This window comes from Bordetella flabilis (assembly GCF_001676725.1).
In the GTDB taxonomy this organism is placed as follows: Bacteria; Pseudomonadota; Gammaproteobacteria; order Burkholderiales; family Burkholderiaceae_B; genus Bordetella_C; species Bordetella_C flabilis.
In genome coordinates this window covers 2,364,464-2,378,122 of the sequence record NZ_CP016172.1, presented here as the reverse complement: position 1 = coordinate 2,378,122, position 13,659 = coordinate 2,364,464, and the positions used below count along the sequence as shown (strand labels likewise).

The following is a 13,659-nucleotide window of genomic DNA, read 5'->3' as shown; positions in this document are numbered from 1 at the left end:
GCTCACTTCATAATTGAGGAAGTTGACGATGAGCACGAAGATGGAAGACGACATCAAGCGTTGGACCGCCAAGCGCAAGAGCGCCCTGGTGCTGGACATTATTCAGGGTAAAACGACGGTTGCCGAAGCCAGCAAGACGTACGATCTGTCGCCCTCGGAGATCGAGCAATGGGTCGATGACGGCAAGCGCGGCATGGAAAACGCCCTGAGGGCCAATCCGCAGGATGTCCGAGAGCAATACGAGCGTCAACTGAAGGATCTTCAAGAAGCGTACGGCGAGGCGATGTTGGAGCTGCGTGCCAGAAAAAAATTGCAGTCCCTGCTGGGCGAGGACGAGAAGTGATCGAGATGATCCGCCAGGGACTACAAGCCGACGGCATTACCGTCTCGATCGCCAAGCTGTGCCGCTGGTTCGAGGTGCCGCGCCGCACGGTGTACTACAAGCCGGTTAAGTCGGCGCCGAAGATCGATCCCAAATTCGCTGCGCCGATCAAGGCGATGATCGAGGAGTCGCCGTCGTTTGGCTACCGGACGGTTGCGCACCTATTAGGGTTCAACAAGAACACCGTACAACGTGTGTTCCAGTTAATGGGCTGGCAGGTCCGCAAGCGGCCGATCGGCTTCAGGCCACGCATCCAGGCCCTGCCATCGGTGGCGACAATGCCCAACGAGCGCTGGTCCACGGATTTGTGCCGAGTGTGGGCCGGTCGGGACGGCTGGGCGACGCTCGCACTGGTGATCGATTGCCATACGCGCGAGTTACTTGGCTGGCATCTGTCGCGAAGTGGCAAGGCATGCACCGCGGGCAGCGCCCTGGAACATGCCCTGATCGCCCGCTTCGGAACGCTAGGTCGCGTGCCGACGCCGTTCTTGCTCCGATCGGACAACGGACTGGTCTTCACCTCGCGCTGCTACACCGCGCTCGTACGCAGCTACGGCTTGCGCCAGGAGTTCATCACGCCGCATTGCCCTCAGCAGAACGGTATGGTCGAACGGGTAATCCGCACGCTCAAGGAGCAATGTGTACATCGCCACCGCTTTGAGACCATCCAGCACGCCAGCCGTGTGATTGGTGACTGGATACGCTTTTACAACCATCGGCGCCCGCACCAAGCGCTTGGAATGAAGACACCGGCTGAGGCGTTTGCATTAGCCGCTTAACCTGAGCACGTTTCGCTGGGTCAATACAGCGGTGCGCACCGCGGCCGGCTGGCGGATCAGCTCGATCGTTCCCATCGCGGCACAGTAATCGTCGAATCCAAGGAGAATGATAATGAAGGCTGCCGTGTATTATGGAAATGGATCGCCGAATGTGTTCCGCTATGAAACGGTTGATGAACCGGCATGTGGTCCTGACGACGTACTGATAGAGATACAAGCCATCTCCATAGAAGGAGGCGATCTAATCAATCGAGAAATTCGTCCTCTGGTACGTATTCCGCACATTGTCGGCTATCAGTGCGCAGGGATAGTCAAGGCGATCGGGGAGAACGTACGCGATCGCCAGCCGGGAGACCGTGTTGTAGCAGTTCTTTCATGGGGATCGCACGCACAAAGAGTGGCGACGCCAGCCGCGGATACATGGCTGATTCCCCACTCCCTCGATATGACTATCGCCGCCGCCGTACCTGTCGCGTGGGGCACTGCACACGAGTGCCTTTTTGGCGCAGGCGATTTAGTCAGCGGACAGTCGGTACTGATTCATTCAGGAGCAGGTGCATTAGGATTGGCCGCGATCCAACTGGCCCATCGTGCCGGAGCTATCGTGTATGCCACCGCGTCAGATGACGCACGCCTTTCGCGTCTGAAGTCCTATGGCATGACGGCCGGAATAAATTACGTCACAAATGATTTTGTGAAAGAGGTCGCGGCACTGACGGATGGCCGAGGTGTAGACCTTATTCTCGACAGCGTCGCCGGAAGTACCCTGGTGCGTGGAGTGCAGGCGTTGGCATATAGAGGGCGGATTATTACGGTTGGAGTTTCTGGCCGAAATCAGGACAAGCTCGACCCGGTAAGCCTTTGGCGGTGAAATCAGAGCCTTCATGGCGTCTTCTTTCCTACGCTGTTGGACTCCGAGCACGTTCGTACTCATGCAAACGTGCATAGTTTATTGGAGCGTGTTGCGACGGGGGAGCTGAAAGTTGTAATTGATAAGAAATTTCCATTGCAAGAAGCCCAAGCCGCACACGCCTACGTGATGTCCAGACAGGCCTTTGGCCGGGTAATTATGTACCCGTGAACGGATGCAGCATAGCTAGTTCATTGGACAAACCCGCGCCACGTTGTATAGAAACCTTAAATGGAGAAAATCTACATGACCACGATTACCGAAAATACCGAATTCGTTACTCTTATTAATGTATTCACGGTCGAGCCAGCGAATCAACAGGAGCTCGTCAACCTGCTTGCACGTGCCACCGATACATCTGTGCGCCACGTACCAGGCTTCATTTCCGCCGCTCTTCATAGTAGCGTCGATGGCACGAAAGTGACCATGTACGCGCAATGGCAAAGCGCCGAACACTATCGAGCAATGCGTTCGAACCCGGTCGCGTCACCGTACCTGGAGCAGGCGCTCGCCATAGCGAAGTTCGATCCAGGGATGTACAACGTGGTGAAGATCTTTTCCCCGACGTCGGGACCCAACGGTGGCTGAATCGCCCCGGGTTTTGCGGAGGCTCCGACTCTTGAGAGAATGGAGCCATGAGCAAGAACAACGCGAACAAATTTTCCCCTGAAGTGCGCGAGCGTGCCGTGCGGCTGGTGCAGGGGCACCGCGGCGAGTATCCGTCGCTGTGGGTGGCAGTCGAATCCATCGCGCCGAAGATTGGCTGCTCGGCGCAGACGTTGCTGAACTGGGTCAAACGCCACGAAGTCGACAGCAGACAGCGCGAAGGCGTCACGACCAGCGAGCGGGAGCGGATCAAGGAGCTGGAGCGGGAGAACCGTGAACTGCGCCGTGCCAATGACATCCTGCGCACAGCCAGCGCTTTTTTCGCGCAGGCGAAGCTCGACCGCAAGTTGAAGTCGTGAAGGCCTATATCGACCGGCACCGCGAGGTCTACGGGGTCGAGCCGATCTGCAAGGTGTTGCAGGTTGCCCCGTCGGCCTATCGGCGTCATGCCGCGCGGCTGCGTGATCCGTCACGGCGCAGCGACCGCGCCCGGCGCGACGAGCAACTCAAGGCCCATGTCCAGCGGGTTTGGCAGGAGAACCACCGGGTCTACGGCGCCGACAAGGTCTGGCGGCAACTGAACCGCGAAGGCGTGGCAGTGGCCCGCTGCACAGTCGAGCGCCTGATGCGAGCCCAAGGACTGCAAGGCGTACGGCGTGGCAAGCAACTGCGAACGACCATTGCCGATGACGCAGCAGGCCGCCCGCTGGATTGGGTCAACCGACAATTCCGGGCCAACCGTCCGAACCAACTCTGGGTCTCGGACTTCACCTACGTCTCGACCTGGCAGGGTTGGCTGTACGTGGCTTTCGTCATCGACGTCTACGCCCGACGCATCGTCGGCTGGCGCGTGAGCAAGTCCATGACCAACGACTTCGTGCTCGACGCGCTGGAGCAAGCCTTGTATGCCCGCCAACCCGGCAATGACGGTTCTCGGACCCACCACTCCGACAGGGGGTCGCAATACGTCAGCATCCGCTATAGCGAACGCCTGGCAGAAGCCGGCATCGAGCCTTCGGTGGGCAGCCGCGGCGACAGTTACGACAACGCCCTGGCCGAGACCATCAACGGCCTGTACAAGGCTGAATTGATACACCGCCGTGCACCCTGGAAAACCAGAGAATCCGTCGAACTGGCCACCCTGGAATGGGTCGCCTGGTTCAACCATAAACGCCTGCATTCCTCCATCGGCTATATCCCGCCGGCCGAGGCTGAGGCAAACTACTATAACCAACTCGGTAAGACCGCCGACGAGGCCCTTTTACTTTAACCAAACAGCCTCCGTGATACCCGGGGCGATTCAGAGTTTCCCCCGGTCGCTACCTGCGCGACATGACAGAGAGGTCCGATCACATCCGATGATGCGGCTGGGGGCTCAAATCATTGAGAGGAGCCCTTCAAGACGGCCCGCCAAGACCCACGCGTCACCATGCCGTTCCGCAAACGAAGGGTTGCGAGCGAAATCTGGAAGGCCTTCCCCGCGCGCTGGAGATCTGGCCTGCGCCTGACTCACCGATCCGGAGAGAAGGAAGAGCTATGCGAGCATGCCGCCGCTGCGGCTGCGCCTGCGCGGTGATTGCAGCGCCCGTCCGACACGAGAACGATTTCCGACAGGGCGCGCCCCAACCTTGGGTATAGTGGATCGCGCCGTGGCGGTGGTGGTAGCAAATGCAAGCGTCAGACTGCACCGCCCCCCGGATTTGTCGGAGGCTCCAGCTTCTGAGACGGAGGAGCCTGTATGAGCAAGACGACCAACAAGTTTCGCACCTGAAGTGCGCAAGCTGCGGCAGGCCAACGAGATACCGCGCAAGGCGTGCGCATGTTTTGCCCAGGCGGAGCCCGACCGTCCATTCAAGCGATGATCAACCCATAGCCTCCGGAAAATGCCGGGGGTTCAGCCTTATCGCCGCCCTACTCAGATGGTCGGCCGTTCTCGGTTACCGGCGATCCGTGGAAGGAGCTTCATCTCTTCGGCGCGGCTGTATTGCCGAGGTGAACAGCCCATGACCCGCTTGAAGGCCACGCCGAAGGCGCTCTCGGACTCGTAGCCGAGGCCGCCGCAATGGCGGGAATCGTGTCTTTGGAATTTGCGAGCCTCTCACCGGCGAGCAGCATGCGCAGCGTGTCAGGTAGTCCATCGCCGAGAGCCCCACCGTCTCCTTGAACTTCAGAGCAAAGGTTGTCCTCGACACGCCGACAGTCCGGGCCAGTTCCTGCAGGGTCCAGCGACGTCCCGGATCGGCATGCATGTGATCGATCGCCCTGCGCATCTGCTTTTCGGCCAGGGCGAAGAGTTTTCCCACATGCCCCTCCGACCCCTCCCTCAGATTCAGCCGCAGCGCCTCGACGAGCATGAGATGGGCGAGATGCTCCGCCACCAGGCTGCTGCCGGGCTGTGGATCGCGCAGCTCCTGGCGCAGGCGCTCGAGGAGCCAGCGCAGGGACGCCTGATCCACCTCCTTGCGAATGTGGACGATCGTAGGAAGAACGCCCAGCAGAATATCGGCGTGGTCGCCGACCAAGGTGAAACGGCTACCGGCAAAGAAGAGGTCTCCACCGCCATTGCAGCGGGCAACGCCGCCACGCCGCGCGGGTGCAAAGACGGCGGTGGCATCGCTCGACGGCAAGGCCAGATCGCTCGCAAGCCGGAACGCCCTCCCTTTGGGCATGTTGCACAGCGCCCGCAGGTCGTCGCGGGTGACTTCCCTCAGCGCTTGCAGCTGAGGCGTGTGTCAGCGACAGAAGAGCCACCTACGCGGTCTACATTTTCAGGCCTATCGTCGATAAGGATGCATCTTAGGTCGCCGCCGCCCATCTGGATACAAGCACGCTTTATGTCTTACGATGCTATCCCGCCGAGGGCCTTTGCGGCCCGCTAAAGCAGCTCAGGATGGCATCCGCGACACGCTGCGAGAAACCCTGCGGCCTCGAACACGCGATTCTCACCTTGGATAACGTAGAAAGCATTGCAGAACAACTGCGCCTCCATCGGCGCCTCAACCAATGGCGAGCCCTTTCGCCCTGCCTACCAAACTCTATGTCATCGGTAACGGTTTCGATCCATGGCATGGGATTCGGTCGAGCTATGCGCAGTTCAAGGAGCGAAACCGTGCATGTGCTGGGTCATTCCTTCTCGGATGTGGAACGCCCCTACGTTCAGGCATTGCTAAAGATGCCTAGTGTTGCTTCCGCTCATTGGCATGTTGCCTACCGTTCCAAGCGGGAGCAACTTACGAAGTATGATCGCCTGCGCTGGTGCGTTAGCCGCCCCCTCTTGGCTGGCGAAGCAAACCAAGCCGAATCAGGCTCTCGGCTGTAGCAACGATTGCTTCTTCGCTCGAATGCGGTGCCCAGCCGAGCAGGCGGATGGCCTTTTCACTTGTGGCATTCATGCTCCTGCCGAGCAGTGTGGCGATGCCTCTCAATCCGGGGTTTCCCCGTGCCGCAAGGCGTACCAGCCAATTGGGAAGTTCTCGCGTCGGCACCTTCCTGGCCGCCGGGCCCATGCGACGGCGCAACACCTTCGCAACCTCGCTCAGCCACAGGCTTTCGCCAGCGATGGCGAGAAAGCGTTCGCCCCTGGCAGCAGGATGCGTCATGGCTTGCACATGCAGATCCGCCACGTCCCGCACATCGACAAAGCCGCAATTGACCTTGGGGCATCCCCACTGGCCATCCAGCATGGTCGTTACTGTCCGGATGGAGTGCGAATAGTCAGGGCCGAGTACCGGACCAAGCACCGCCGTCGGATTGACGGCAGATAGTTCAAGTTCGCCGCCTTCGCGCGCGATGAAGTCCCAGGCCGCGCGCTCGGAAAGGGTTTTCGATTTCTGATACGGCCAGATGTTGTTGCCTGTCAGGTCGCTCCAGTCGGTCTCGTCGAACGGCCGATCCAGCTGCGGATGTCCGGCGCAGATCGCCCCGAAAGCAGAGGTGAGCACCACGCGCTTGACCCCGGCATCCCTCGCGGCGCGCAGCACCCGCAAATTGCCGTCAACGGCGGGCCTGATCCAATCCTCCTCGCGGACCTGGCCGCCCGACGGCGTTGGCGAAGCGCCGTGCAGTACATAGGTGCATCCGGCGGTCGCTTCCGCCCAGCCGCGGTCGACGCCCAGATCGGCGGTGACGAACGACAGGCGATCCCCCGGCTCGGCGCCACCCGTCTTGAGGTTGGATCGCACTTCCGCTTCCCGCGCCAGCGAACGAACGGTAGTCCGCACGCTGTATCCCTCGCGGAGCAAGGCGAGAATGCAGTGCTGCGCGATGAATCCGGTTCCGCCGGTCACGAGTACCCGCTTTTTATTCATGCCAATTTCCTGGTAGGTCAATTCAACAGGTTAGACAGGAATACCCGCACCGTGAATAATCAAAAGTGTGATTTACTTTCGCAATAGTGCGGATATGAGCGTCGACCCTTTTTCCGACATCCTCAAGGTCACGAGCGCCGAATCGCTCGTGACCGGCGGCTTCACCGCAGGCGGCCGATGGGCTGTCCGTTTCCCTGCCCCGGACAAGATCAAGTTCTTTGCGGTCGTGAAGGGCCGTTGCTGGGTTCAAATCGACGGCGAGGCTGCGCCGATCCACTTCGATACCGGAGATGTCGGCCTTCTGGCGGCGAAGCGATCTTTCGTGCTCGCTAGCGACCTGGAGGTCGCGCCTGTCGAGGCGATGAGGCTGTTTTCCGGTGCCGGCAGGACAACGACGCAACTGGGAGACGGTGCCGACTTCGGCCATATCGGCGGCCACGTTCTACTCGATCCGGCCAGCGGGCAGCTATTGGCGGGCGTTTTGCCGCCGTGGATACACGTGCCGGCAGCCTCGCCGCAGGCGACAGCCTTCCGCTGGCTGCTCGACCAACTGGTTGAAGAACAAGCCAGCGAACAGCCCGGCACGCAGCTCGCATCCACGCAACTCGCCCAGCTCCTTTTTATCCAGATCCTCCGTGCCCACCTGAAAACGTCCCCCCCAATGCCGGCCGGATGGCTGCGAGCGCTCGGCGATCCACGAATCGCGCCCGCCCTCCGGTTGATGCATGGTGATCCCGCACGCGCTTGGCATCTCGACGAACTTGCCAAGGCATGTGCGATGTCCCGCACGACGTTTGCTTTCCATTTCCGAACGACCGCAGGCGTCGCCCCCCTGACCTATCTCACAGAATGGCGCATGCGCCTTGCCGAACGCGCCCTGCGTGACGAACAAAGCCCGATAGCGGTGATCGCCCAAGCGCTCGGGTACACCTCCGAAAGTGCGTTCAGCACCGCCTTCAAGCGCGTAACCGGCAACTCCCCCAGGGCATATCGGATTGCCTTGCGAGTGTCCGAATGCGGTATAGCTGCGGCTGGTGAAGACCAAACCATTGTCCGAGCGCAATAGAAACGGCGCCGGCACCCGGCCCAGCGTACCGAACCGGGGGATCAGGGCATGCTCCAAGGCGCTGCCAGCCGTGCAGGCCTTGCCGCTGCGCGACAGGTGCCAGCCCAGCAACTCCCGGCTATGGCAGTCCATCACCAGGGTCAACGTGGCCAGCCGTCGCGGCCCGCCCAGATTCGGCACAGATCAGTCGACCAGTGTCAGTGCATCGTCGCACCGATGGAAGGGCCTGGATGCGAGGCCTAAAGCCTATGCGCCGTTTGCGGACCTTCCAGCTCATCAGTTGGAACACGCGTTGCACGGCGTTCTTGTTGAACCCCAACAGGTCGGCAACCGTCCGGTACCCAAACGACGGTGATTCTTCAATCATCGCCTTGATCGGCGCAACGAACTTGGGATCAACCTTGGGCGTGGACTTCACCAGCTTGTAGTACACATGGATGACGCGCACCGTGTCACCGGCGTGTAACCGCACGAGCGTGTCGATGCTGAAATATCTCGATCCTCCTGCGTCCCATCGATCGCCTCCTGCAAGCTGTCAAAAGCTTGGAAAGGTTAGCCGGGTCGGGGTTGGGCTCGAGACACCTCGGCAGCCTCAGGCGGCCGATATATGCCGACTATCTCTCGGTTGGCCGGTATATGCCGATTGCGCCGTGGCCAGATTCGCACCACCCGCCGCCTGCTAGCCAGTCAACCGCCACGTGCGCAGCACCTCATGGCGTGACAACCCGATATGGCTCTTCACAAGGGCGAATTCCGCAGCACGAAACTCGACCGGCGCGATCGGGGTTCGCGCCAAGCGGTGCCGCGAGTCATAGCATAGGGTCATGTGTGGCTCGTAGGCACGCGGCACAGCGAAGCCCCGGTCGGCCATTGCGCAGCCCAGCACGGTGCGCAGCTTGCGTACGTCGTCCAGGCCTTCGGCGCCCAGCAGCACGAGCGGACCATTGGGCGCCGAAAACGTCATGGCCGAATCGAAGTGCGCCACGACGGCAGGAAAGCTGACCGTGTCGGCCGCACGACAGGCCTCGTCCACCAAGGTGTCGGCCGCGTCGTGTCCAACCAGATCAAGGGTGATGTGCAAACGCCCCGGATCCATCCCCTTGGCCGAAACACCATGGATGGAGAACAGTTGCTCGGCGAACGTATAAATGCGCCGCGAGTCCTCGACAGTCGGCCGCAACGCGAAAAACCAGCTGTGCCGCGGTGGCACGGCGGGCTTGCCCGTTTGCCGGGGATTCGTTGGCTGCGTCAGCTGCGTTGGCGGTCGCCAAACAGTCTTGTTGAGTCACCCTTGCTCCCGCTCGATCATCAACGAGCCACCTGAAATCAAAGCATTATTCCCAGCTTACGCATTAAGGTCAAAGCGTTGGGCACGGCCGCCCCGCGCGCCGTGTTATCGAAAATGCACCAGACTTCCCTGCCCTCTTCGTGTGCCTCACGGATCCGCGACGCGACGGCTTCGATAAAAGCGTCATCGTAAGCCGAGTAATAGACATCGGGCGCCCCGTGCAAGCGGATGTAGAACATTGCCTGGTCACCCAAGGGTTGCGCGCCGGCGATGGGCGATGGGTGCGCCCGGACGCAGGCGATTCCGGCCTTACGCAACACGTCGGCGCCTTGCGGCGTGAACCAACTGACATGGCGCGGCTCGCATGCGACCGGCACGGGTGTGTACTTGCGCAGCAAAGAGAAGAAACTTTTCGCCTGGTCTACTTCGAGTGCCAGACTGGGAGGCAGTTGGAGCAGGATGCACCCCAACTTGTCTTCCAGGGCCGCCACTTCTCCCAGGAATGCGAGTAAAGGCGCTTTACATTGCTGCAAACGCAGCTGATGGGTGATCGTGCGAGGCACCTTTACACTGAAGCGGAACGTACCCGGCACACTGCTGGCCCAGCGGGCATAGGTCTTTGGGTGGTGCGGCCGATAGAAAGATGAATTGATTTCCACGCATGGATATACGCGAGCGTATCGCTCCAGGTGGCTTTCCCCCGACGAAAAAAGACTCGATACCTGCGATGGAATCGACCAGCCGGCGCACCCCACTTGAATGGCGGGCGCGGCGCGGGCGGTGCAGCCAGGCTTGTTCATGACGCATTCCACAGCGCTGCGCCCGCGTCTATCGGCACATCAAGCCAAACTTGCGCGGGACAAGGGGTTGAGGCGGCTGTTGCGGGTAAGGCCTTGGCCGTTTACCCACAACATTATCAAGGCCGGCAACTAAGCCGGGCCGGATCAACAGCTTCCAGCGCCCGGGAAGCCAAGCGTGACAGCCGCCGATCTTCCTTCGCCACGTTGACACAGTTTTTCGATAACTGGCGATAGTCGCTGCCGGACGTCAGATCACTCCCACTCAATCGTCGCAGGCGGCTTGCTGCTCACGTCATACACCACGCGATTGATCCCGCGCACTTCATTGATAATCCGCGAGCTCACCTTCGCCAACAGCGGATACGGCAGCGGCGCCCAATCCGCCGTCATGAAATCCGACGTCTGCACAGCCCGCAAGGCGACAACATAGTCATACGTACGCCCATCTCCCATCACTCCCACGCTCTTCACCGGCAGGAACACCGCGAAAGCCTGCGAGGTCAGGTCATACCAGGACTTCCCGCTCAGGGGATCCAGCGTGCTGCGCAATTCCTCGATGAAAATCGCATCGGCGCGCCGCAGCAGGTCCGCATACTCGGTCTTCACTTCACCCAGTATCCGCACGCCCAGCCCAGGCCCGGGGAACGGATGGCGATACACCATGCCAGGCGGCAGGCCCAGCGCGACGCCCAGTTCGCGCACTTCATCCTTGAACAGCTCGCGCAGGGGCTCCAGCAGCTTCAGGTTCAGGGTTTCCGGCAGGCCGCCGACGTTGTGGTGCGACTTGATGGCAACCGCCTTGCCGGTCTTGGCGCCGGCGGATTCGATCACGTCCGGATAAATCGTGCCCTGCGCCAGCCATTTGGCGGCCTTGAGCTTGCCGGCCTCGGCCTGGAACACTTCCACGAACTCGCGACCGATGATCTTGCGCTTGGCTTCGGGGTCGGAGACGCCCGCCAGCTTGCCCATGAACTGTTCGCTGGCGTCGATGTGCAGAATCTTGACGCCCATGTTTTCCGCGAAGGTCTGCATGACCTGCTTGCCCTCGTCCAGGCGCAGCAGGCCATGGTCGACGAACACGCAGGTCAACTGGTCGCCGATGGCCTTGTGGATCAGGGCCGCGGCGACGGAGGAGTCGACGCCCCCGGACAAGCCCAGGATGACTTCATCGCTGCCGACCTGTTCCCGTATGCGGGCCACCGCCTCGGATACGTAGTCGGGCATGTTCCAGTCGCCCTTGCAGGCGCAGATCTCGTGGACGAAGCGTTCCAGCAGCGCCTTGCCCTGGACGGTATGCGTGACCTCGGGATGGAACTGCAGGCCGTAGAAGCCGCGCGCCTCGTCGGCCATGCCGGCGATCGGGCAAGACGGCGTGGAGGCCATGAGCTTGAAACCGGGCGGTAGCTCCGTAACTTTGTCGCCATGGCTCATCCAGACCTTCAGCATGCCGTGGCCTTCGGGCGTGGTGAAGTCCTGGATGTCCTTCAGCAAGCGCGTATGGCCATGCGCGCGCACCTCGGCATAGCCGAACTCGCGATGGTCCGACCATGCGACCTTGCCACCGAGTTGTTGCGCCATGCTTTGCATGCCGTAGCAGATGCCCAGCACCGGCACACCGACTTCGAAGACGGCATGCGGTACGCGCAGGGAATCTTCCGCGTAGGCGGATGCGTGGCTGCCCGACAGGATGATGCCTTTCAAGCCCTGCGTGATCTGTTCGCGCACAAAGTCGTCGCCGACGTCGCCGGGATGGATCTCGCAATACACGCCTGCTTCGCGCACGCGTCGTGCGATCAGCTGGGTGACCTGTGAACCGTAATCGAGGATCAGAATGCGCTGGTGCATGGTTGGCTCTGGGTGGCGGGCATCGCCCGTTAAATAAAAGCGCACCGGCGGGAAGTTTTCTTCCCCCGGTGCGCGTATGGCTGCATGGCGATCGCCGTCGATCAGTCGGCGCGGTAGTTCGGCGCTTCCTTGGTGATCTGCACGTCATGGACGTGCGATTCGCGGAAACCTGCGGACGTGATCTGCACGAACTGTGTCTTGGTGCGCATCTCGTCGATGTTGGCGCAACCGCAATAGCCCATGGACGCGCGCACCCCGCCGGCCAACTGGTAAATGATCTGGAGGACGCTGCCCTTGTAGGGGACGCGTCCTTCGATGCCTTCGGGCACCAGCTTGTCCGCGTTATTGGCGGGATCCTGGAAATAGCGGTCGGCGGAGCCTTCCGCCATGGCGCCCAGGCTGCCCATGCCACGGTACGACTTGTAGGAACGCCCCTGGAACAGGACGACTTCGCCCGGGGCTTCTTCCGTACCGGCGAACATGCCGCCCATCATGCAGGCAAAGGCGCCCGCGGCAATGGCTTTGGCGACGTCACCGGAATAACGGATGCCGCCGTCGGCAATGAGCGGTACGCCCGTGCCTTCGAGGGCCTTGGCCACATCCGAGATGGCCGTGATCTGCGGCACGCCTACCCCGGCCACCACACGAGTCGTGCAGATGGAGCCGGGACCGATGCCGACCTTGACGCCATCCGCGCCGTGCTCGACGAGCGCACGGGCCGCGTCGGCGGTGGCGATGTTGCCGCCGATAACGTCGACCTTGGGATAGTTCTTCTTGACCCAGCGCACGCCCTCGAGGACGCCGGCCGAGTGGCCGTGCGCGGTGTCGACGATGATGACATCGACGCCGGCGGCGACAAGCTTCTCGACCCGCTCTTCCGTGCCGGCGCCCACGCCGACCGCGGCGCCCACGCGCAACTGGCCCTGGGCATCCTTGTTGGCCTGCGGGTGCGCGGTGTTCTTGACGATGTCCTTGACGGTGGCCAGGCCGCGCAGCTCGAAGCGGTCATTGACGATAAGCACGCGCTCCAGGCGGTGCTTGTGCATCAGGTGCTGCGCCTCGTCCAGGGTGGCGCCTTCGCGCATGGTGACCAGGCGTTCCTGCGGCGTCATGATGTTGCGCAGGGGCTCGTCCAGGCGCGACTCGAATCGCAGGTCGCGGTTGGTGACGATACCGACGACCTTGCGCCCTTCCACCACCGGCAGGCCCGAAATCCCATGCTGGCGTTGCAGTGCGATGGCGTCGCGTACCTTCATCTGCGGCGTGACGGTAATCGGATCGATGACGATGCCGAATTCGTGACGCTTGACCCGCGCGACTTCCTTGGCCTGCTCATCGGCCGTCAGGTTCTTGTGGATGATGCCGATCCCACCCTCTTGCGCCATGGCGATCGCCAGGCGCGACTCCGTCACGGTGTCCATGGCGGCGGACACGAGCGGGATATTCAGGGTGATGTTGCGGCTGAGGCGGGTGACCAGCGAGGTGTCGCGCGGCAACACCTGGGAGAACGCGGGCACCAACAGAACGTCGTCGAAGGTGAGCGCGGTTTGGATGAGACGCATGGGAAACTCCGGGCGCAAAGCAAGATTATACGCGTTTCGGCGCGTTTTACTAGGGGTAAACCTTGATACTGCGAGGCCCGCGGGCAGATCAAAACAGGGGCGGCCGCTTCAGCG

General features: G+C 61.5%; 14 protein-coding genes and 1 other annotated feature. Of the genes, 8 read left to right on the top strand and 6 right to left on the bottom strand.

Annotated elements, in window-relative coordinates:
• Positions 1-28: 28 nt before the first annotated feature.
• The 6 genes from BAU07_RS10365 to BAU07_RS10345 all read left to right on the top strand — a co-directional run bounded on the left by BAU07_RS10365 (position 29) and on the right by BAU07_RS10345 (position 3,947).
• Positions 29-343, top strand: a complete 315-nt coding sequence (locus tag BAU07_RS10365) for a DUF1153 domain-containing protein (protein ID WP_066665249.1) — start codon at positions 29-31, stop codon at positions 341-343.
• Positions 344-348: 5 nt separating this feature from the next.
• Entirely contained in the window at positions 349-1,161 is an 813-nt protein-coding gene (locus BAU07_RS10360) for an IS3 family transposase (protein ID WP_157122462.1), read from the top strand.
• A 112-nt stretch (positions 1,162-1,273) separates the two neighbouring features.
• On the top strand, positions 1,274-2,032 hold the full coding sequence (locus tag BAU07_RS26770; protein ID WP_232338277.1) for a quinone oxidoreductase family protein: 759 nt from the start codon (positions 1,274-1,276) through the stop codon (positions 2,030-2,032).
• Between the two features lie 69 nt (positions 2,033-2,101).
• Entirely contained in the window at positions 2,102-2,242 is a 141-nt protein-coding gene (locus tag BAU07_RS27530; protein WP_232338276.1) for a zinc-binding dehydrogenase, read from the top strand.
• Positions 2,243-2,317: 75 nt separating this feature from the next.
• The gene (locus BAU07_RS10355; protein WP_066665246.1) at positions 2,318-2,659 is read left to right on the top strand and encodes an antibiotic biosynthesis monooxygenase family protein; all 342 of its coding nucleotides are present in this window, start codon (positions 2,318-2,320) and stop codon (positions 2,657-2,659) included.
• Positions 2,660-2,706: 47 nt separating this feature from the next.
• Positions 2,707-3,947, top strand: a protein-coding gene (locus BAU07_RS10345; protein WP_157122175.1) for an IS3 family transposase whose coding sequence is annotated in 2 segments (ribosomal slippage) — positions 2,707-2,992 and positions 2,992-3,947 — 1,242 coding nt in all. Because the reading frame shifts where the segments join, the coding sequence is not laid out codon by codon here.
• Positions 2,991-3,107, top strand: a sequence feature (AL1L pseudoknot). Its footprint overlaps the gene before it by 117 nt.
• A gap of 667 nt (positions 3,948-4,614) precedes the next feature.
• Here the strand turns inward: BAU07_RS10345 and BAU07_RS26765 are convergent.
• Positions 4,615-5,346 carry an AraC family transcriptional regulator gene (locus tag BAU07_RS26765; RefSeq protein ID WP_198168888.1) on the bottom strand — a complete coding sequence of 244 codons (732 nt, stop codon included), beginning with the start codon at positions 5,344-5,346 and terminating at the stop codon, positions 4,615-4,617.
• 334 nt (positions 5,347-5,680) lie between these two features.
• Between BAU07_RS26765 and BAU07_RS27790 the strand changes: the two genes are divergently transcribed.
• Positions 5,681-5,857 (top strand): AbiH family protein, encoded by a 177-nt coding sequence (locus tag BAU07_RS27790; RefSeq protein WP_157122174.1) that lies wholly within the window; start codon positions 5,681-5,683, stop codon positions 5,855-5,857.
• Between the two features lie 80 nt (positions 5,858-5,937).
• Here BAU07_RS27790 and BAU07_RS10335 read toward each other — a convergent pair whose 3' ends face one another.
• Entirely contained in the window at positions 5,938-6,984 is a 1,047-nt protein-coding gene (locus BAU07_RS10335; RefSeq protein ID WP_066657037.1) for an SDR family oxidoreductase, read from the bottom strand.
• Positions 6,985-7,078: 94 nt separating this feature from the next.
• On the opposite strand from BAU07_RS10335, the gene BAU07_RS10330 reads away from it, so the two are divergent.
• Positions 7,079-8,050 (top strand): AraC family transcriptional regulator, encoded by a 972-nt coding sequence (locus BAU07_RS10330; RefSeq protein ID WP_415830271.1) that lies wholly within the window; start codon positions 7,079-7,081, stop codon positions 8,048-8,050.
• A 679-nt stretch (positions 8,051-8,729) separates the two neighbouring features.
• Here BAU07_RS10330 and BAU07_RS10320 read toward each other — a convergent pair.
• The 4 genes from BAU07_RS10320 to guaB form a co-directional block, all read right to left on the bottom strand.
• Positions 8,730-9,260: a 2'-5' RNA ligase family protein gene (locus BAU07_RS10320; RefSeq protein WP_066657028.1), complete on the bottom strand. Its 531-nt coding sequence runs from the start codon at positions 9,258-9,260 to the stop codon at positions 8,730-8,732.
• A 116-nt stretch (positions 9,261-9,376) separates the two neighbouring features.
• On the bottom strand, positions 9,377-10,138 hold the full coding sequence (locus BAU07_RS10315; RefSeq protein WP_066657027.1) for a DUF72 domain-containing protein: 762 nt from the start codon (positions 10,136-10,138) through the stop codon (positions 9,377-9,379).
• Positions 10,139-10,390: 252 nt separating this feature from the next.
• Positions 10,391-11,983 (bottom strand): glutamine-hydrolyzing GMP synthase, encoded by a 1,593-nt coding sequence (guaA, locus tag BAU07_RS10310; RefSeq protein WP_066657026.1) that lies wholly within the window; start codon positions 11,981-11,983, stop codon positions 10,391-10,393.
• Between the two features lie 101 nt (positions 11,984-12,084).
• On the bottom strand, positions 12,085-13,545 hold the full coding sequence (gene guaB, locus BAU07_RS10305) for an IMP dehydrogenase (RefSeq protein ID WP_066657025.1): 1,461 nt from the start codon (positions 13,543-13,545) through the stop codon (positions 12,085-12,087).
• Between the last annotated feature and the right edge of the window lie 114 nt (positions 13,546-13,659).

Coding starts and splice junctions, on each gene's coding strand:
- BAU07_RS26765 (WP_198168888.1), bottom strand. CDS start 5,346: ATGCCCAAAGGGAGGGCGTTCCGGCTTGCGAGCGATCTGGCCTTGCCG.
- BAU07_RS10355 (WP_066665246.1), top strand. CDS start 2,318: ATGACCACGATTACCGAAAATACCGAATTCGTTACTCTTATTAATGTA.
- BAU07_RS10365 (WP_066665249.1), top strand. CDS start 29: ATGAGCACGAAGATGGAAGACGACATCAAGCGTTGGACCGCCAAGCGC.
- BAU07_RS27790 (WP_157122174.1), top strand. CDS start 5,681: ATGGCGAGCCCTTTCGCCCTGCCTACCAAACTCTATGTCATCGGTAAC.
- BAU07_RS10315 (WP_066657027.1), bottom strand. CDS start 10,138: ATGAACAAGCCTGGCTGCACCGCCCGCGCCGCGCCCGCCATTCAAGTG.
- BAU07_RS10330 (WP_415830271.1), top strand. CDS start 7,079: ATGAGCGTCGACCCTTTTTCCGACATCCTCAAGGTCACGAGCGCCGAA.
- BAU07_RS10335 (WP_066657037.1), bottom strand. CDS start 6,984: ATGAATAAAAAGCGGGTACTCGTGACCGGCGGAACCGGATTCATCGCG.
- BAU07_RS26770 (WP_232338277.1), top strand. CDS start 1,274: ATGAAGGCTGCCGTGTATTATGGAAATGGATCGCCGAATGTGTTCCGC.
- BAU07_RS10360 (WP_157122462.1), top strand. CDS start 349: ATGATCCGCCAGGGACTACAAGCCGACGGCATTACCGTCTCGATCGCC.
- guaA (WP_066657026.1), bottom strand. CDS start 11,983: ATGCACCAGCGCATTCTGATCCTCGATTACGGTTCACAGGTCACCCAG.
- guaB (WP_066657025.1), bottom strand. CDS start 13,545: ATGCGTCTCATCCAAACCGCGCTCACCTTCGACGACGTTCTGTTGGTG.